Below are 18,298 nucleotides of genomic sequence, written 5' to 3'. Positions count from 1 at the left end.
GCTAGTGCGGTTCAACGAAACGGTAGCCGCGGCCGCGCAGCGTCTCGATCGGCTTGACCTGCCCGGCCGCATCGATCTTCTTGCGCAGGCGGCCGATAAACACCTCGATCACATTGCTGTCGCGGTCGCGGTCCTGTTCATAGATGTGTTCGGTGAGCGTCGTTTTCGAGACCACTTCGTCCGGGTGCAGCATCAGGTATTCCAGCACCTTGTACTCGAAGGAAGTCAGCTCCAGTTCGCTGTCGGCGACACTGACCCGCTGCGAGCTGGTGTCCAGCACGATGGGGCCGGCCTTGATGGTGGGCGAGGAGAAGCCCGCGGAGCGGCGCACCAGTGCGTTCAGGCGCGCCAGCAGCTCCTCGGTGTGGAAGGGTTTAACCAGGTAGTCGTCACCGCCGGCCTCGAGGCCCGCGACCCGCTCCTGCCAGTGGCCGCGCGCGGTCAGGATCAGGATCGGGAAGTGTTTGTTCTCGCCGCGCAGTGTGCGGATCACCTGGATGCCGTCCATTTTCGGCAGGCCCAGGTCCATCACTGCCACGTCGTAGGGGAATTCACGGCCCAGGTACAGGGCCTCCTCGCCGTCCGGGGCCTCATCCACGGTGTAACCGGCATCGCGCAGCGAAATCGCCAGCTGCTGCCGCAGCAGCTCCTCGTCCTCGACCAACAGTGCGCGCATACTTCTCCCCCACTCAATCGGATATTATCGCCGGCCGGCGCGAGCCGCTGCTAACGCGAAATGCGGCCGCTGCGCTTGTCCACATAGACCACGTAAACCTGGCTTTTATCCGACAGGCCCTTGATACGATAGACACTGCGGCCATTGCGCTGGGTTTCGGAAATCGCCAGTATCTTGCCGCCGAAGCGCCGCTTCACCCTGGCCGCCGCCTGGTCGCGGGAGATCTCTCCCTGCTGTACCCGCAGATAGCCGGCCTGCCACGCGTGCCGCTCCACGGCCACACCAGCCTGTACGGACGCGGCGGCAACACCGATGCAAAACAGCAGTGCGATGATGGCGAGATTGAGCGGCCGGACTGCGGCGCGGCGTGTTTTCACGTTGGAACTCCTGTGGCTACCCGGATAGCAATTCCGCGGTTCGACGGTGTCACCAGGCGGGTGTGACGTCGACGCGGACCCTGATTCTATCGCCCGGGTGCCGATCTGTGCGAGTCATATATTCCCGACCGTTGTAGTTGTAGCGTACATCGTAGCCAACCAGGTCGCGGCGGGTGGTAAATTCGTCCACCACCTGGCAGCGCTGCTGCGTGCCGTATTGGGCCGGCGCATTGGCCCGGCTGATCTCGTTGCCCACCAGCGCACCGACGGCGGCACCGGCCACAGTGGCGGCACCGCGATTGCCCCGTCGGTGGTAGCGCCATCCGTGGTGGTGGCCGTGCCGGCCCACCTTGTTGCCGATGGCGGCGCCGATCAGGCCGCCGATCACCGCACCGGCCGCCGAGCGGGGCTGTTTGTACACAATCTGTTCGTCCCAGCACTGGGTTCGCGGGCTTCTCACCTGTACGTCCTGGTAGACCGGAATCACCTCGGTCACCGGGGCATAGTCGTACCCATCTCCGCCGTAACCACCGTAATAGCCGCTGTCCCCGGCGCTGGCCCAGGCACTGAAGCCCACCAGCCCGGCGACCAGCAAACCCACCACAAGCTGCTTGTAGAGTTCCACGATCCTTCTCCTGTTGATCATCGACGGGGGGAAGCTTAGGGCGGCCGGACTGAATCGAAGCTGAACCGGGCCGCGCCACCGGAGAGACCGGATATGACCAACGCCCGGGTCACGGCATGCTGGAGCTGCCGGCCAGCTCGATAAAGGTGCGGACGTGCAGGTTTTCCGCATCCTGGCTGCGGACACCCAGGTGAATCTGTTTGTGAATCCCTTCCCGGCCCAGCCGCACCGAGTGAATCGGCAGTGTCCTGGCGTATTCCTCCACCAGCCACTGCGGTAGCGTCGCGACACCGCGGTTGGCGGCCACCATCTGCAGGATGATTTCCGTCGCCTCCAGTACCTTGTGCTTTCCCGGTGCGCAGTGGGCCGGTAGCAGGAACTGCTGGTAGATATCCAGCCGCTCCGTATCCACCGGATAGGTGTACAGCACCTGGTCCGAAAGCTGCTGTGGTTCGATATGATCCAGCCCCCTGAGCGGGCTTTCGTCGCCGACGATCAGCATCTGTTCGTAGGGAAAAACCGGCTCGAAGCGGATGCCTTCCCGGACGATCGGATCCGGTGTCACCAGCACATCGATCTCGTGATTGAACAGTGCCGCCATACCGCCGAACTGGAAACGCTGTTTCACATCCACCTCGACCCCCGGCCACTGGGCCAGGAAAGGCTCCACCACCCGCAGCAGCCACTGGTAGCAGGGATGGCACTCCATGCCGATATTGAGCGTGCCTTTCTCGCCCTCCGCGTACTGTCGCAACAGCTCGTCGATACGCTCCAGTTGCGGCAGCAGGCGGTTGGCCTCGCGCAACAGGTACTCGCCGGCCTGGGTCAGCCGCAGCAGCCGCCCCTCCCGGGTCCACAGGGTTGCGCCGCTGCCCTGCTCGAGCTTTTTCATCGTGTGGCTCAGCGCCGACTGGGTCAGGTTCAGGGCACCGGCCGCCGCCGTCAGCGATCCCCGCCGCTCGATCTCCCGCAGGATGCGCAGATGCGCCCGCTCTATCATCGCCACACCTCATGAATAATTTTCATAGCTTCATCAATATTCACCATTATTAATCATTAATCGCCTCTCCTACAATCCGCCCAGCTTGCAACCTGAAGGACGAATCATGGCTTTACTACACAACCTGGGCTTTCCCCGCATCGGTGCCAAGCGGGAACTGAAATTCACGCAGGAGGCCTTCTGGAAAGGCCAGGTCTCCGCGCAAGAGCTGCTGGCCGCTGCCCGCGAGATCCGCGCCACCAACTGGACACTGCAACAGCCGCTGGACCTGGTACCGGTCGGGGATTTTTCCCTGTACGACCAGGTGCTGGACATGAGCTTCACCCTCGGCAACCTGCCCACCCGCGTCAGCGGCCTGGAGGGCTCCGAGCTGGACAACTACTTTCGCGTGGCCCGCGGCCGCTCCGCCAACGACAGCGGTTGCAACTGCGTGCACGCCGGCGAAATGACCAAGTGGTTCGATACCAACTACCACTACATCGTGCCGGAAGTCACCGCCGATACCGGCTTCTCCCTGAACCCGACCCGGCTGCTGGAGCAACTGGCCGAAGCCAAAGCGGCCGGCGTCAACGCCAAGCCGGTGATTATCGGCCCGGTGACCTACCTGTGGTTGGGCAAAGAGAAAGACGATTCCAACCGCCTGCAGTTGCTCGACAGGCTGCTGCCGGTATACACCGAGCTGCTGCAGAAGCTGGCGGAAGCCGGTGCCGAGTGGGTGCAGGTGGACGAACCGGCGCTGGTCACCGAGCTGGACAGCGACTGGCAGGCGGCTTTCGCCAAAGCCTACCAGGCACTCGGCGGCCGGGGCCCCAGACTGCTGCTGGCCACCTACTTCGGCACCCTGCAGGAAAACCTGAAACTGGTGGCCGAGCTGCCGGTGGCCGGCCTGCACATCGACGCCGTGCGCGGCCGCGCCGAGGTCGATCGGGTCGTCGACGCCCTGCCCGCCGACTCAGTGCTCTCCATCGGCGCCATCGACGGCCGCAATATCTGGAAGACCGACCTGACCGCCACACTGGACTGGCTGGAGCCCATCGCCGCCCGACTGGGCGAGCGCCTGTGGCTGGCACCCGCCTGCTCCCTGCTGCACGTGCCGGTGGATCTCGACAGCGAGCAAAAACTGGATGCGGAGATCGTCAGCTGGCTGGCATTCGCGAAACAGAAACTGGCGGAACTGGCCGTGCTGGGCCGGGCCATCAACGAGGGCCGCGACGCGGTCAAACAGGAACTGGCCGATAACCTGGCCGCCGTCGACAGCCGCCGCCAATCCAGCCGCGTGCACAACCCGACCGTCAAGGAGGCGGTAAAAAACATTACCGCCGAGCTGGGCAAACGCCGCAGCGGCTACGCCGAACGCGCCGCGACCCAGGCCCGTCACCTGAAACTGCCACGCTTCCCGACCACCACCATCGGCTCCTTCCCACAGACCACCGATATCCGCAAGACCCGCCTGGCGTTCAAGAAACGCGAGATTTCCGCCGCCGACTACGAGGCGAAAATGAAGGCGGAGATCGAGCGCGCGGTGCGCGAGCAGGAGGCCCTGGGCCTGGACGTGCTGGTGCACGGCGAGGCCGAGCGCAACGATATGGTCGAGTACTTCGGCGAGCAGTTTGACGGCTATGCTTTCAGCCAGTTTGGCTGGGTGCAGTCCTATGGTTCCCGCTGCGTCAAGCCGCCGATCCTGTTCGGCGATATCAGCCGCCCCAGCGCCATGACCGTGGAGTGGATCAAGTACGCGCAGTCGCTGACCGACAAACCGATGAAAGGCATGTTGACCGGCCCGGTGACCATCCTCAACTGGTCCTTCGTCCGCGACGACCAGCCGCGCAGTGAAAGCTGCCTGCAACTGGCGCTGGCCGTGCGCCGGGAAGTCCTAGACCTGGAGGCCGCCGGTGTCGACATCATCCAGATCGACGAGGCCGCGCTGCGCGAGGGGCTGCCGCTGCGCAAATCCGAATGGCAGGGCTATCTGGACTGGGCAGTGGAATCCTTCCGCATCGCCGCCAACGGTGTCGGCGACGAAACACAGATCCACACCCATATGTGCTATTCGGAATTCAACGACATCATCGAGGCCATCGCGCATATGGACGCCGATGTGATCACCATCGAGACCTCGCGCTCCGATATGGAACTGCTGGATGTGTTCGAACAGTTCGAGTACCCGAATGAAATCGGTCCGGGGGTCTACGATATTCACTCACCGAATATTCCCGACCAGGCACATATCATCGAACTGATGAAAAAAGCCGCCGAACGTATTCCGGCCGAGCGCCTGTGGGTGAACCCGGACTGCGGCCTGAAAACCCGCCAGTGGGAAGAGGTAATTCCGGCACTGCAGAGCATGGTTGCCGCCGCCGGCAAGCTGCGCGAGAAGATCGCCTCCTGACCGGCATCCGACCAGAACCGGGGAACCGGTGCCGTCCCGTTCCGGGTCGCCCACCGGATCCCCCAACAACCTGCCCCGGCAATCCCGATTGCCGGGGCATTCGCATTTTTGCCAGAGGACAAGCTGATGTCGACAGAATCCATCGTCCTGGAGACGCCCACCGGTTCCGACCGGGTACTGCTGCACTCCTGCTGCGCGCCCTGTTCCGGCGAAGTGATGGAGCGGATGACAGAGGCCGGAATACAGTTCACCATCTTTTTCTACAACCCGAATATCCACCCGAAAAAGGAATACCTGATCCGCAAGGAGGAAAATATCCGCTTTGCTGAAAAACTCGGTATTCCGTTTGTGGATGCGGACTACGATGTAAAGAACTGGTTCGAGCGCGTCAAGGGACTGGAGTGGTCACCGGAGCGCGGCGAGCGCTGTACCGTATGTTTCGATATGCGTTTCGAGCGCACCGCCCTCTACGCCCACGAGCACGGCTTCGATACTTTTACCAGCTGCCTGGGGATCTCGCGCTGGAAGAACATGCAGCAGATCAACGACTGCGGCCAGCGCGCCGCGGCCCGCTACCCCGGCATGCACTACTGGACTTTCAACTGGCGCAAACAGGGCGGCGCCAGCCGCATGGTGGAAATTGCCAAGCGCGAACGCTTTTACCAGCAGGAATACTGCGGCTGCGCCTATTCCCTGCGCGACACCAACAAGTGGCGCGAGCAGAACGGTCGCGACCGTATCATCATCGGTGTGCAGTACTACGGCGACTGAATTACTGCGTCGCCCGCTGCGCCGGTGTCTCCAGCTCACGCCCCAGCCAGCGCTGGGTCAGGGTGCCGGCGGTCATGGCCCCGTTCACGTTCAGGGCCGTGCGAGCCATATCGATCAGCGGCTCCACCGAGATCAGCAGCGCGGCAATGGTCACCGGCAGGCCCATGGCCGGCAGCACCACCAGTGCGGCGAAGGTGGCACCGCCGCCGACACCGGCGATGCCGAAGGAACTGATCACCACCACCGCCACCAGCGTCGCCAGCCACACCGGATCCAGCACATCGATCCCCATCGGTACCGCCACCATCACAGCCAGCATGGCCGGATAGATGCCGGCGCAACCGTTCTGGCCGATGGTGGCGCCGAAGGAGGCGGAAAAATTGGCGATCGCCGGCGCGTTGCGCAGCTCGTCGATCTGCGTCTCGATATTCAGCGGGATGGTGGCGGCGCTGGAACGGGAGCTGAACGCAAACACCAGCACCGGCCACACCTTGGCAAAGTAGTGCAGCGGGCTGATCCCGTTGACCAGCAACAGCAGGCCGTGCACCAGGAACATCACCGCGATGGCGGCGAAGGAGGCCACCACGAAGCTGAACAGGTTGAGGATATCCGCCCAACTGGAGTTGGCGATCAGCGCCGCCACCAGTGCCATCACGCCGTAGGGAGTAAAGGCCATCACCAGCCGCACCAGCTTCATCACCCACACCTGGCCGACATGCACGAAGTCGACGATCTTCCGCCCCTCTTCCGGGTGCTCGCGGCGCACGCCCAATGCCGCCAGGCCCAGCAGCACCGCAAAGACCACCACCGCAATTACCGAGGTATCGCGGCTGCCGGCGAGATCGGAAAAAATATTGGACGGGATAAAGGAAATCAGGATTTCCGGAATACTGAGGCCGCTCACCTGGCCGATACGCTCGCCCAGAACTTCCGCCCGCGCCGTCTCGCGCGCACCCTCCACCAGCCCGGCGGCGGAAAGGTCGAACAGCTGCGCCATCATTACCCCCACCAGCGCCGCCACCGCCGTGGTACCCAGCAGCACCGCCAGTACCGACACACTGATCTTGCCCAGGGCCTGGGTACTGCTGACCTTGACCACGGCGCCGAGGATCGACACCAGCACCAGCGGCATCACCAGCAGGTGCAGCAGGTTGACATAGCCATCGCCGAGCACATCGATCCACGGCAGTACTTCCGCCGGCTGCGCACCCCAACCGCGCGCCAGTTGCAGCAACCCGCCGTACACCAGGCCCAGCAGCAGGCCGGCGAAAACCGCCGGTGCCAGCGAGCTGCGACTGCGGTGCCAGCGGTACAGCGGCCAGAGCAGGAAGGCGAACAGGAGCAGCAGGAAAAGGGAAGTCAGTTGCATAGTCGGCGAATCCGATCGGGAGTCCGGTGACGGGCAGTCGCGATGTCCGACTGGGCGGCGCGGTCCCTGCCCGGAAAATGGCGGGCATCCTAACAGCGCCGCTGGAGAGACCTATAGACAGTTTAGCTATCGCGTTATAACCCGCCGGGTCCGGACTCAGGGATTTTCCGCTTCCGCCGCCCGCTCGCCGAGCGCCTCCCGCAGGCTCTCGACCGTCTGCGGCCCGACCAGCGTCGCCACCAGTTCGCCGTTATCGGCCACGATAAAAGTCGTGGGCAGCACCTGGGGCCGCTCCCAGCCCCAGCGGGCGGCCGGATCCTCCACCAGCACCGGGAAACGAATGCCCATTTTTTTCGCCTGTGCGGCGATCTTCTCGACCCTCAGCCGATCGTAATTGACACCGATCACCTGCAGCTCCGCATTCTCGCGCGCCAACTGGTTCAGTTCGGGGATCTCCTCGCGGCAGGGCCGGCACCATTCGGCCCAGTAGTTGACCAGCAGTGTCTTGCCCTGCGTCTCAACCGCCGGGCCGGCCACGGTTTGCAACCGCTCACCGCCGCCGTCACACCCGCTTGTTATTGCGGCGACCAACCACAGAAAGGCTGCCCGTCGAATCGTTTTCGGAACTCGTCTTGCCACTGCCGGATTCACTCTTTCCACTACCCCGCCTGGATTTGCTTTTGCCCTTGGTATTCGCCGCTTTGGCGATTCCGGATTCATCCTTTGCGTCACTTTCCGCCCCGGTCTCCTCCCGCTCCAGAGCGACGCGGTAGAGTTCGGCCAGGTTTATCGCCAGCCTGTCGCCGGCAAACTCCCGCGTCTCGACAAAGCGCTCCTCGATATCTTCATACCAGGGCAGCCCCCGCAACTCCCTGTCGCTGCTGCGCGAAATGGGGGCCGGGTTCAGCCACTCCACCAGGTCCGCCAGCGACACCGCGTCCAGGTCGCGCAACAGCACATAGTCGTTGCGCTCCGTCTGGGTGATGATCTGCCTGTCCTGCAGCACCTGGCGAATACGCTGCCACTGGGCCGGTTTGACACCCGCGCGCGAGATATCCTGGTCCCGCACCGGGCGGCCGCTCCGGTAGTTGCGGAAAAATTCCCACAGCAGCACCAGCGCCGCCATTACATCCGAGTACTTCCTGCCCCGGGTCGCCGCATGGTAGACCGACAACGTCCGCACCAGCACGCAACCGGCCAGCACGATCATCCACATCAGGTAGATCCAGATCAGGAACAGCGGCACAAAGGCGAAAGCCCCGTAGATGGCCTGTACCGAACTGCGCGCCACCATGATCCCGAACAGGTACTTCGCCACTTCAAACGCGAAGGCAGTGATCACTCCGCCCGCCAGGCCGTAGCGCAACGGCACGCGACAGTTGGGCACGGCGATAAACAACAGCGTGAAGGCCATGGCCGTGAATACCCACGGCAACACCCGCAGTGCAATCGGCAACAGGCCCAGGGTATCCCCCTCGGGCAGGAACATCTTCTGTGAAAAGAGATAGGTGGTGGCGGCCAGGCCCGCACCGAGCAGGATCGGCCCCAGGCTCAGGATGGCCCAGTAGAGCAGGAAACTGGAGACACCGCGGCGGCCGCGGGGAATATCCCAGATCGCGTTGAAGGTCACCTCGATATTGCGCAGCATCAGCCCCGCCGTCACCAGCAGTATGCCGATCCCCACACCGGTCAGCCGCTGTGCCTGGGTGGAGAAGTTGCTGATATATTCCTGCACCTCGCGCCCGCTCTCCGGCACGAAATGGGAAAAGATCTGTTGCTGCAGCTTGTTCTCCAACCCGGCGAAGTCCGGAAACAGCGACAGCATCGCATAGCTGACGGTCACCAGCGGCACTATGGCGAACAGCGTCATATAAGTGAGCGCCGCCGCGCTCTGGCGGCAGTTCTTCTCATTGAACAGCGTCCACAGGGAGACCACAAAGCGACGCCAGCGATGCACCATTTCCGTCATGGATTGTTTCCGTATTTTCGATGGAGTTTATCGGAGCCCGCCCGGACTCCTGCACCAAGCAGTCCCCCAGCCGACCCCGCCCGTGCCACAGCTCTATGCCCAAAACGGAAGGCCTTTAGAACTCACAAACATTAATCGGTTAGAATACGCCAAACAGTAACAGGATACCGCCGCAATGTGGACGATTTACCATAACCCACGCTGTTCAAAATCCCGCCAGACCCTGCAACTGCTGCAGGATAACGGCGTAGAACCGGAGGTGGTGCTCTACCTGGAGACACCGCCGTCCCGGGAGACCCTGGGCGAGCTGCTGGCAAAACTGGGCCTCTCCGCCCGCGAACTGCTGCGCACCGGCGAGGACGCCTACAAGTCGCTGCAGCTGAAAGACCGTTCACTCAGCGACGAACAGTTGATCGACGCCATGGTGCAGCACCCGAAACTGATACAGCGCCCGATCGTGGTCAAGGGTGACAGGGCCGTACTCGGCCGACCGCCGGAAAACGCGCTGGAGCTGCTCTGATGGCCGCAACGGATACGGAACAGGGCGGCGAATATATCCTGGTCCTCTACTACAGCCGCGGCGGCACTACCGCCCGCATGGCCGTCGAACTCGCCCGCGGCGTTGAATCCGCCGGCGTGGCCGCGCGCCTGCGCACCGTGCCCGCCGTATCCCCGGATACCGAAGCGAGCCTGCCCCCGGTACCGGACGCCGGCGCGCCCTACTGCACCCAGGACGACCTGCGCCACTGCGCCGGCCTGCTGCTCGGCAGCCCCACCCGCTTCGGCAATATGGCCGCGCCGCTGCGCTACTTCTTCGACCAGACCAGCGATATGTGGCTCGACGGCAGCCTGGCCGGCAAGCCCGCCGGCGCCTTTACCTCCACCGGCAGCCTGCACGGCGGCCAGGAGACCACCCTGGTCTCGATGATGCTGCCGCTGCTGCACCACGGCATGGTGATCGCCGGGATCCCCTATTCCGAGGCCGCGCTGATGCACACCCGCAGCGGCGGCACCCCCTACGGCGCCTCCCACTGGTCCGGCGGCAACAACGGCGAACTGAGCGAAGACGAGATCACCCTGTGCCGCGCCCAGGGTAAACGCATCGGCGGGCTGGCGCGCGCCCTGTCCCCGAACACCGAGGAGCGACTGTGACCGACACCGACCAACACGGAGCCGGCGGTGGCAGCCTCGCGCGCAAACTGCGGATCGCCCAGCGCCTGAACTGGACCTGCTACCTGGGACTGCTGCTACTGTTTGTGGTGTGGAACCTGTGGCTGCCCGGCGGCTCGATCAAACTGTGGATACTGCAGACAGTCCCCCTGCTGCTGGTGTTGCCCGGCCTGCTCAAACGGCACTACCGGAGCTACCTGTGGCTCTGTTTCATCCCGCTGCTGTACATCACCGCCAGTATTGTCGACGTAACGATGCCCGGGCGCGGCTGGCAGGATGGCATTCTGCTGGTATTGAGCCTTACCCTGTTCTTCTCCGCCATGATGACCAGCCGCTGGCAACGCATGCGCCAGTAACCCGAAACCGCAAAAAGCAAAAGACGCGCGGACAGGCCCGGACCCGTCGCGCTAAGGAGTATTGAGGTTTGACTGAAGCAACCCACGCAAAGGGATTTATCCGCCGCTTTTTCGGTGGCATCGGCGCCGCCATCACCTGGCTGCGGCGTGTCTTTACCAACCTGCTGTTCCTGCTGTTGCTGCTGTTTATCGGCGCGCTGATTTTCGGCAAGGACGAGCGCCTCACCGTTCCCCAGGGAGCGGCCCTCAAGGTGGCCCCCACCGGCGCGCTGGTGGACGAACTGTCCCCGCCCAGCGGGCTGCCCGGTTTTATCGGCGGCCCGCCGGGGCCGGTGGAGACCCGGGTAAAAGACCTGGTGGACGCCATCGACGGCGCCGCCAAGGACAAGCGCATCTCGTCGCTGGTGCTGGAACTCGACTATATGGTGGGCGCCAACCTGAGCAAGCTGGAGGAAATCGGCGCAGCCGTGCAGCGCTTCAAGGCCACCGACAAACCTGTCTACGCCGTGGGTGACAACTACACCCAGGCGCAGTACTTCCTCGCCAGCCACGCCGACACCGTCTACCTGAACCCCATGGGCTCGGTGTTGCTGACCGGGTTCGGCGCCTACCGCAATTACTTCAAGAGCGCCCTGGACAAACTGAAAGTCAACTTCCACGTATTCCGCGTCGGGGACTACAAGGATTTCATCGAACCCTATACCCGCGACGATATGTCCCCGGCCTCGCGCGAGAACAACCAGCGCTGGCTGCACCAGCTCTGGGGCGAATACACCGAACAGGTGACCGGATTGCGCAACCTGCCGCCGGATGCAATCGACATGTTTATCGCCGACCTGCCACAGAAACTGGCCGCCAACAAAGGCGACTGGGCCGAGACCGCGCGCACCAACGACCTGGTGGACAAGCTCGCCAGCCGCCGGGTCGCCATCGAAGAGCTGCAGGAAAAGATCGGTGTCGGCGACGATAAGCAGAGCTACAAATCCATCGACGCCCTCGCCTATCTGCGCAACCAGAAACTGACGCAGATCCCCCACCCGAGCGAGAAGGCGCCCAAGATCGGCCTGATCTCCGCCAGCGGTGCCATCGTCGACGGCGAGGCGCCGGCGGGGCAGATCGGCAGCGTGACCCTCGGCAACCTGATCGCCAAGGCGCGGGAGAAGAAAGTCGATGCGCTGGTACTGCGCATCGACAGCGGCGGCGGCTCCGCCTTTGCGTCCGAAGCCATACGCCAGGAACTGCTCGCCACCCGCGAGGCGAATATCCCGGTGGTGATTTCGATGGGCAGCGTGGCCGCCTCCGGCGGTTACTGGATCGCCACCGGCGGCGACCGTATCTGGGCATCGCCATCCACCATCACCGGCTCCATCGGTGTGTTCGGCGCCTTCCCCACTTTCGAGGATTCCCTCGAACACATCGGCATCTACAACGACGGTGTCGGCACCTCCGAACTGGCCGGTGCCATGCGCCTGGACCGCCCGCTGCCGGAAGCTGCCGCCAGTGTGCTGCAACAGGGGGTCGAGAATACCTACGCGCGCTTCCTGCAGATCGTCGCCGAAGCCCGCGGCAGCACACCGGAGGAAGTGAACAAAATCGCCCAGGGCCAGGTCTGGACCGGCCGCGCGGCCCAGAAACTGGGCCTGGTGGACGAGCTGGGTAATCTCAATGACGCCATCGCCGGCGCCGCCCAGCTCGCAGAGGCGGAGGATTACCAGGTTGTGGAAATCCAGCGCGAACTGACCGCGGGCGAGAAATTCCTGCGTGCGATCATGGAAAATGTCGACGCCCAGGTTGCCGCCAGCATCGAGGCCAACCTGCCGCTGGGGGCTTGGCTGAGCAGCCTGGAGCCGGCACTGGCGCCGGTCGCCGAACTGAAGAGCTTCCGCGATCCGCGCGCACTCTATGTGCGCTGCCTGATCTGCCGGGCGCCGTAAAAATCACATCGGGGCGGTCCCTGTGCCGCCCCCTGCTTTCTACAGACAGACACGTCCCCCATTTCCCCGAACCGGATTCAGTACCGGTTCAGCGCCAACAGGCGAAACTGTTTCCGGAATGTGATCCATCCCACCTGAAGCCCACCGGCCAAGTGATAGCATCGCCGCCATTCAGGGTTCCGATGGACTCACAGCATATAAAGGAGAGCAGTCACCATGAACAAGCTGAACGCCATCGCCGCTATTGCCATCGCCGGCAGCCTCGCGGCCGCCGCCCAGGCGGAACCGCCCGAGGGCCGCGGCTGGAAAAAACACCGCGGCCACGATCACTACGAGAGAAAAGAAGAGTTCTGGGACGGCAACTGCAAGGTCGAGCGCAAGTGGAAACGCAACGGCGACTACGAGGAAGAGCGCAAATGTGAGGGGGGCCACCACCGCGAATACGCCGATCACCATCCACACGAGCGAGTGGAAGTCAGGCTCCCACCCTGGTTTGACCAGCGCTCGCAAGAGCCCGTCTACGAACCCGAATGGCGCCCCGCCCCCCAACGGAGCTCTACCCGCTGCAACAGCAAGCAGGTCGGCAGTGTACTCGGCGGCCTGATCGGCGGCGTGCTCGGACACCAGATCGGCGATGGCCGCGGCCAGACAGCCGCCACCATCGGCGGCGCCATCGCCGGCGTACTGATCGGCGGCCGCATCGGCGAGCAGATGGACGAACACAACCAGGCCTGCGTCGCCCAGGCGCTGGAATTCGCCCCCGAGGGGCAGCGGATCACCTGGCAGGACGCGGGCCGGCAGTATGCAGTTACGCCCGGCGCCATCGAACAGCGGGGAGACAGTTACTGCCGTTCCTTTACCGCGGAAATCGGCGGTGAAAGCGGCCAACGCACCCGCGGCTCCGCGTGCCGCCGCGCGGACGGCACCTGGGTGCAATCCCGATAAGCTGCGGGCCGCACAGGGTCAATGTCCGGACCCTGTGCGGCCATACAGCGCTCTCAGTTCCTCTTTGGCCTTTTCCAGCCGCACCCTGTCGGCCTGCGACAGGGTGCTGCCGGCGCGGTTGATATAGAAGGTCAACATCGACATCGCCGAACGGAAAGGCTCGGCCTTGCGCCGCTCGCTGCGCTCGGCGGACCGCTTCAGGGATTCGGCGATGGCCCGCGGATCCTCCAGCTTGAAAACGCCCGGTTCCAGGTCCAGCGCATCGCTCTGTTCCGTGACCCGGTGCGACCAGTTACCGGTTTCATCTCTGTGTACTCTTCGCATCACGGGCCCTCCACCCGATAGCCCTTCGGGAATCCTAGCCCGGATATTTCACCAGGGGCCACGATGATCGCGCCGAGATCTGTGCGCTCAGTGCATTTTTGCGGCGTACATGCATGCTTATTGCACGTATTAGCCGCAAAAATGTGCTGAGTGTGCAGAGATCAAGCGAGGGCGTGGCCAGCATTGGCCAGTGACAATCTGGCCCCGCGGAGATCCCTGAAAACATTAACGAAAGCATAGAGTTACGCTGAATACTAAGCGGCTTGGTGAAATATCCGGGCTAGAGCCACCCGGCGATTCCAACCACCTATATTGCACAACATTGGTGCGCACGGGGAAATCCCTCTTCCCCACCGCCCCACCTATAGGCACGCCGTCGCCAGAGTCGCAGCTTTTGCTGCCAAATCATCGCCATTCCGCACCGCAACAACTCATAATCCGGAACTGGCACTATTTTTGGATTAACTCTCTTACGAGCGAGCAATAAATCCGGGCACTGATGACGCAAAATAACCCCGCCCACAGCCACTGGCTGATCGTCAGCGATCTGGACGGCACATTGCTGGATCACGACGACTATTCCCACGCGCCGGTGGACCGGCTGCTGCACCAGCTCGACCGGCACGGGGTGCCGGTGATCCTCAACAGCAGCAAGACCTGCACCGAGATGATCGGGCTCCGCCGCGAGCTGACCAATCACCACCCGTTTATCGTCGAAAACGGTTCGGCCATTTTCATTCCCAGCGGATACTTTCCACACAAACCCGAAGCGGCGCGGCGCAGCGGGGAATTCTGGGTGATCGAACCCGGCGCACCGCGCGCCCGGCTGCTGGATTTCCTGGCGGAAGATGCGCGGGAACACGGGGCACCCTACCTGAACTTCTCTGCCGCCTCGGTGGACGAGATTGTCGCCGCCACCGGCCTCGAACGGGATCAGGCTGCCGCCGCGCAGCGGCGCGACTACTCCGAGCCGCTGTTGTGGCGCGGCAGCGAAACGGAAAAGCGCGCGTTTTGCGAGCGCGCCACCTGTGCGGGGTTCCACACTCTCGAGGGCGGGCGCTTCCTGCACCTGCTCGGCCGCACCGACAAGGGTGCGGCCACACTGCAATTGCTCCGTTGTTACCGCGACTCCCGGCCCGGGGACTACCGCCTGGTTGCCGCCGGCGACAGCCCCAACGATCTGGATATGCTGGCGGTCGCCGATATCGCCATTATTGTCCGCGCGCCGGATCGCGATGCGCCGGTACTGCAGGACGACAAGGCCCGCCGCGTGATTCACAGCGAGCAATACGGCCCCGCCGGCTGGCGGGAGTGTATGGAACCCCTGTTTTCCCCTCTGTTCAGCGAAACGAAAACACAGTGAGAAAACGCGAAGCTTTTTGATTTCCGACAGGAGTTGCCCGTGACTGACTTTTTCCAGAACGGCTCTATCACCACACTGCACAACCTGAGCAACCGCCCGCTGGAGGAGATGGAGGGCGAACTGCTCAGGTTTTCGCGACAGAGGCCCATGTCGCTGCTATTGCCCTCCCTCTATTCGGAACTCGAGGGGGAGGCGCTGCCGTCGATTCTCGACGAACTGGCCAAAGTCCCCTACCTTTCGGAAATCGTTATCGGCCTGGACCGCGCCGACGAGGCGCAGTACCGGGATGCACTGGCGCAGTTCAACCGCCTGCCGCAACATGTGCGTGTGCTCTGGAACGACGGCCCGCGCCTGCGCGAACTGGACGCCAAATTGCAGGAACGCGGCCTGGCGCCGATGGAGCCGGGCAAGGGCCGCAACGTCTGGTACTGCCTCGGCTATATCCTCGCCTCGGGGCGCGGCGAAGCGGTGGCACTGCACGACTGCGATATCGTCACCTACGATCGGCATTTACTCGCACGCCTCTTCTACCCGGTGGCCAACCCGGCCTTCAGCTACGAATTCTGCAAGGGTTTCTATTCCCGCGTGGCGTCGGGGAAGATCAACGGCCGCGTCTGCCGCCTGCTGGTCACACCGCTGATCCGCACCCTGAAGAAAATCTACGGCCACACCGACTACCTGACCTATATGGACAGCTTCCGCTATGCGCTGGCCGGCGAGTTCTCCTTCCGCCGCGATGTCATCAACGACCTGCATATTCCCAGCGACTGGGGCCTGGAAATCGGTGTCCTGTCGGAGATGTACCGCAACTATTCCACCAACCACCTGTGCCAGGTGGATATCGCCCACTGCTACGATCACAAACACCAGTCGGTCTCCTTCAGCGACGATCATACCGGCCTGTCGAAGATGTCCATCGATATCGCCAAGTCGCTGTTCCGGAAACTGGCCACCCAGGGCACCGTCTTCTCCACGGAGATCTTCCGCAGTATCAAGGCCACCTACTTCCGCATCGCCCTGGATTTTGTCGAAACCTACCGCAACGATGCGATCATCAACGGCCTGGATTTCGATATCCACCGCGAAGAACAGACCGTGGAACTGTTCGCCCGCAACCTGATGAAGGCCGGCCAGGCATTTCTCGACAACCCGATGGAAACGCCGTTCATTCCCAGCTGGAGCCGCATCAGCAGCGCCGCACCGGACTTTCTCGACGAACTGAAAGCCGCCGTGGAAGCCGATTACCAGGAGTACAGTGAGCCAAAAGAAAATTATGACCCAGACATCCGCCGAACTGCCCGTTGAAGAAATCCTTCTGCAAAAGGTCCGCGGCCACCTGGCCGCGATCTACCCGGATCGTGACCGCGAACCAATCGCCCACGACCTGTTGCGGGTCATGCGCCTTGATGAAGACTGCCAGACACCGCTGGCCCACAAAAACCTCTGGGACCAGACCGACATGGTGGTCATCACCTATGGCAACACCATTGTCAGCGGTGACACCCCCCCGCTACAGGCCCTGCATCATTTCCTGAAAGAACACTTCACCATGCTGATCAACAGCGTGCACATACTGCCGTTCTTTCCCTACTCCAGCGACGACGGTTTCGCAGTCATCGACTACAAGCAGGTGGATCCACGGCTCGGGGACTGGAGCGATATCCTGCGGATCAGTACCGACTTCCACCTGATGGCGGACCTGGTGATCAACCACTGCTCCTCGGAGCACCAGTGGTTTGTCAATTTCCAGCAGGGCGAGTCTCCCGGTAACGATTATTTCTTCACGGTGGACCCGAATGAAAACCTCAGTGGTGTCGTGCGGCCGCGCACCACGCCGCTGTTGCGTGCGGTATCCAACGGCGAGGAAACCAAGTGTGTCTGGTGCACCTTCGGTCACGACCAGATTGACCTGAATTTCCGCAACCCGCAGGTACTGCTGGAAATGGTCGACATCGTGCGCCTCTACCTGGATATGGGCGTGCGCATCTTCCGGCTGGATGCCGTCGCCTTCCTGTGGAAGAAACTCGGCACCAGCTGTATCAACCTGGAGGAGACCCACGAAATCGTGCGGCTGCTGCGCACGCTGATCGAGCATGCGGATCCGAACGCGGTTCTCATTACCGAAACCAACATCCCCAACCGGGAAAACCTGTCCTATTTCGGCAATGCCAACGAGGCGCACTGCATCTACAACTTTTCACTGCCGCCCCTGCTGCTCAACAGCCTGGTCAGTGGCAACTGCCACCACCTGAAGAACTGGCTGATGAGTATGCCGCCGGCACAGAACGGTACGACCTATTTCAACTTCATTGCCTCCCACGACGGTATCGGCCTGCGGCCGGCCGAGGGATTGCTGAGCGACGACGAGCTGGAAGCGCTGATCCAGACCATGGAAAACTTCGGCGGCCAGATCAGTTGGCGTGCACTGGACGACGGCAACAAAAAGCCCTACGAAATCAATATCTCGCTGTTTGACGCCCTGCGGGGCACCACCGCCGGCGAAGACCAGTGGCAACTGGAGCGCTTTATCTGCGCCCACGCGATAATGCTGGCACTTGAAGGCATCCCCGGTTTTTATTTGCACAGCCTGATGGGGACAACCAATGACTACCAGCGCGTCGCCGAGCACGGCCACAATCGCGCTATCAACCGGCGCCAATGGCAGGAGGAGGAGCTGAACCGCGAGCTGGCGGACCCGGAAAGCCACCACCACAGGGTATTCCGCCAACTGCGCCACCTGATCCGTATGCGTCGCGACCAGCCGGCTTTCCACCCCAACGCAACCCAGTTCACCCTGCACCTGGGTGAACAGATCTTTGCCTTCTGGCGACAGAGTATGGACCGGCGCCAGAGTATCTTCTGCCTCAACAATATTTCCGATGCACCGCAGACGGTGCTGCTGTCCAGTATCAACCTGATCGGTACGGACAAATGGAAGGACCTGGTCAGCGACCAGTACTTTGAGGACATGCTGGACTCGGTCACCCTGGCACCTTACCAGACACTGTGGATCACCAACCGCTGGTGAAC

At 62.7% G+C, this 18,298-nt stretch carries 18 protein-coding genes; 10 read left to right on the top strand and 8 right to left on the bottom strand.

Features of this window, described 5'->3' with window-relative positions:
* Position 1: 1 nt before the first annotated feature.
* From MWN76_RS13155 to MWN76_RS13140, 4 genes are all read right to left on the bottom strand, one after another.
* The gene (locus tag MWN76_RS13155) at positions 2-676 is read right to left on the bottom strand and encodes a response regulator transcription factor (RefSeq protein WP_250461894.1); all 675 of its coding nucleotides are present in this window, start codon (positions 674-676) and stop codon (positions 2-4) included.
* A 50-nt stretch (positions 677-726) separates the two neighbouring features.
* Positions 727-1,053: a PepSY domain-containing protein gene (locus MWN76_RS21175; RefSeq protein ID WP_250461893.1), complete on the bottom strand. Its 327-nt coding sequence runs from the start codon at positions 1,051-1,053 to the stop codon at positions 727-729.
* Between the two features lie 49 nt (positions 1,054-1,102).
* Positions 1,103-1,678, bottom strand: a complete 576-nt coding sequence (locus tag MWN76_RS13145) for a glycine zipper 2TM domain-containing protein (RefSeq protein WP_250461892.1) — start codon at positions 1,676-1,678, stop codon at positions 1,103-1,105.
* A 109-nt stretch (positions 1,679-1,787) separates the two neighbouring features.
* On the bottom strand, positions 1,788-2,678 hold the full coding sequence (locus MWN76_RS13140; RefSeq protein WP_250461891.1) for a LysR family transcriptional regulator: 891 nt from the start codon (positions 2,676-2,678) through the stop codon (positions 1,788-1,790).
* 106 nt (positions 2,679-2,784) lie between these two features.
* Between MWN76_RS13140 and metE the strand changes: the two genes are divergently transcribed.
* On the top strand, positions 2,785-5,067 hold the full coding sequence (gene metE / locus MWN76_RS13135) for a 5-methyltetrahydropteroyltriglutamate--homocysteine S-methyltransferase (protein ID WP_284500474.1): 2,283 nt from the start codon (positions 2,785-2,787) through the stop codon (positions 5,065-5,067).
* A 126-nt stretch (positions 5,068-5,193) separates the two neighbouring features.
* Positions 5,194-5,838 carry an epoxyqueuosine reductase QueH gene (locus tag MWN76_RS13130; RefSeq protein ID WP_250461890.1) on the top strand — a complete coding sequence of 215 codons (645 nt, stop codon included), beginning with the start codon at positions 5,194-5,196 and terminating at the stop codon, positions 5,836-5,838.
* A gap of 1 nt (position 5,839) precedes the next feature.
* Here the strand turns inward: MWN76_RS13130 and MWN76_RS13125 are convergent, their stop codons facing one another.
* From MWN76_RS13125 to MWN76_RS13115, 3 genes are all read right to left on the bottom strand, one after another.
* On the bottom strand, positions 5,840-7,207 hold the full coding sequence (locus tag MWN76_RS13125) for an L-cystine transporter (RefSeq protein ID WP_250461889.1): 1,368 nt from the start codon (positions 7,205-7,207) through the stop codon (positions 5,840-5,842).
* Between the two features lie 156 nt (positions 7,208-7,363).
* Positions 7,364-7,744, bottom strand: coding sequence for a TlpA family protein disulfide reductase (locus MWN76_RS13120; protein ID WP_250462043.1), 381 nt, complete (start codon positions 7,742-7,744; stop codon positions 7,364-7,366).
* A 25-nt stretch (positions 7,745-7,769) separates the two neighbouring features.
* Complete coding sequence (locus tag MWN76_RS13115) at positions 7,770-9,176, bottom strand: YihY family inner membrane protein (protein WP_250461888.1); 1,407 nt, start codon at positions 9,174-9,176, stop codon at positions 7,770-7,772.
* 175 nt (positions 9,177-9,351) lie between these two features.
* On the opposite strand from MWN76_RS13115, the gene arsC reads away from it, so the two are divergent.
* From arsC to MWN76_RS13090, 5 genes are all read left to right on the top strand, one after another.
* Entirely contained in the window at positions 9,352-9,696 is a 345-nt protein-coding gene (gene arsC, locus MWN76_RS13110) for an arsenate reductase (glutaredoxin) (RefSeq protein ID WP_250461887.1), read from the top strand.
* Entirely contained in the window at positions 9,696-10,328 is a 633-nt protein-coding gene (gene wrbA / locus MWN76_RS13105) for an NAD(P)H:quinone oxidoreductase (protein ID WP_250461886.1), read from the top strand. Before arsC ends, wrbA begins: the two co-directional genes overlap by 1 nt.
* On the top strand, positions 10,325-10,702 hold the full coding sequence (locus tag MWN76_RS13100; RefSeq protein ID WP_250461885.1) for a DUF2069 domain-containing protein: 378 nt from the start codon (positions 10,325-10,327) through the stop codon (positions 10,700-10,702). The genes wrbA and MWN76_RS13100 overlap by 4 nt, the downstream gene beginning before the upstream one ends.
* A 68-nt stretch (positions 10,703-10,770) precedes the next feature.
* Positions 10,771-12,636: a signal peptide peptidase SppA gene (gene sppA, locus MWN76_RS13095; RefSeq protein ID WP_250461884.1), complete on the top strand. Its 1,866-nt coding sequence runs from the start codon at positions 10,771-10,773 to the stop codon at positions 12,634-12,636.
* 216 nt (positions 12,637-12,852) lie between these two features.
* Positions 12,853-13,581, top strand: a complete 729-nt coding sequence (locus MWN76_RS13090) for a glycine zipper 2TM domain-containing protein (protein WP_250461883.1) — start codon at positions 12,853-12,855, stop codon at positions 13,579-13,581.
* Between the two features lie 18 nt (positions 13,582-13,599).
* Here the strand turns inward: MWN76_RS13090 and MWN76_RS13085 are convergent, their stop codons facing one another.
* Positions 13,600-13,905, bottom strand: coding sequence for a DUF3175 domain-containing protein (locus tag MWN76_RS13085; protein WP_250461882.1), 306 nt, complete (start codon positions 13,903-13,905; stop codon positions 13,600-13,602).
* Between the two features lie 499 nt (positions 13,906-14,404).
* Between MWN76_RS13085 and MWN76_RS13080 the strand changes: the two genes are divergently transcribed.
* The 3 genes from MWN76_RS13080 to MWN76_RS13070 are packed head-to-tail and all read left to right on the top strand — an operon-like array spanning position 14,405 to position 18,296.
* Positions 14,405-15,268, top strand: a complete 864-nt coding sequence (locus MWN76_RS13080) for an HAD-IIB family hydrolase (protein WP_250461881.1) — start codon at positions 14,405-14,407, stop codon at positions 15,266-15,268.
* Positions 15,269-15,307: 39 nt separating this feature from the next.
* Entirely contained in the window at positions 15,308-16,573 is a 1,266-nt protein-coding gene (locus tag MWN76_RS13075) for a glycosyltransferase family protein (protein WP_250461880.1), read from the top strand.
* Positions 16,542-18,296 (top strand): sugar phosphorylase, encoded by a 1,755-nt coding sequence (locus MWN76_RS13070; RefSeq protein WP_250461879.1) that lies wholly within the window; start codon positions 16,542-16,544, stop codon positions 18,294-18,296. The genes MWN76_RS13075 and MWN76_RS13070 overlap by 32 nt, the downstream gene beginning before the upstream one ends.
* The last annotated feature ends 2 nt before the right edge of the window (positions 18,297-18,298 follow it).

Source organism: Microbulbifer litoralis, from assembly GCF_023634065.1.
Taxonomy (GTDB): domain Bacteria; phylum Pseudomonadota; class Gammaproteobacteria; order Pseudomonadales; family Cellvibrionaceae; genus Microbulbifer; species Microbulbifer litoralis.
This window is presented reverse-complemented; position numbering and strand designations above follow the sequence as displayed.

What these genes read in the sequence shown, in the direction of transcription:
- MWN76_RS13155 (WP_250461894.1), bottom strand. Translation starts at nt 676, where the DNA reads ATGCGCGCACTGTTGGTCGAGGACGAGGAGCTGCTGCGGCAGCAGCTG.
- MWN76_RS13140 (WP_250461891.1), bottom strand. Translation starts at nt 2,678, where the DNA reads ATGATAGAGCGGGCGCATCTGCGCATCCTGCGGGAGATCGAGCGGCGG.
- metE (WP_284500474.1), top strand. Translation starts at nt 2,785, where the DNA reads ATGGCTTTACTACACAACCTGGGCTTTCCCCGCATCGGTGCCAAGCGG.
- MWN76_RS13130 (WP_250461890.1), top strand. Translation starts at nt 5,194, where the DNA reads ATGTCGACAGAATCCATCGTCCTGGAGACGCCCACCGGTTCCGACCGG.
- MWN76_RS13125 (WP_250461889.1), bottom strand. Translation starts at nt 7,207, where the DNA reads ATGCAACTGACTTCCCTTTTCCTGCTGCTCCTGTTCGCCTTCCTGCTC.
- MWN76_RS13115 (WP_250461888.1), bottom strand. Translation starts at nt 9,176, where the DNA reads ATGACGGAAATGGTGCATCGCTGGCGTCGCTTTGTGGTCTCCCTGTGG.
- arsC (WP_250461887.1), top strand. Translation starts at nt 9,352, where the DNA reads ATGTGGACGATTTACCATAACCCACGCTGTTCAAAATCCCGCCAGACC.
- wrbA (WP_250461886.1), top strand. Translation starts at nt 9,696, where the DNA reads ATGGCCGCAACGGATACGGAACAGGGCGGCGAATATATCCTGGTCCTC.
- MWN76_RS13090 (WP_250461883.1), top strand. Translation starts at nt 12,853, where the DNA reads ATGAACAAGCTGAACGCCATCGCCGCTATTGCCATCGCCGGCAGCCTC.
- MWN76_RS13085 (WP_250461882.1), bottom strand. Translation starts at nt 13,905, where the DNA reads ATGCGAAGAGTACACAGAGATGAAACCGGTAACTGGTCGCACCGGGTC.
- MWN76_RS13080 (WP_250461881.1), top strand. Translation starts at nt 14,405, where the DNA reads ATGACGCAAAATAACCCCGCCCACAGCCACTGGCTGATCGTCAGCGAT.
- MWN76_RS13070 (WP_250461879.1), top strand. Translation starts at nt 16,542, where the DNA reads ATGACCCAGACATCCGCCGAACTGCCCGTTGAAGAAATCCTTCTGCAA.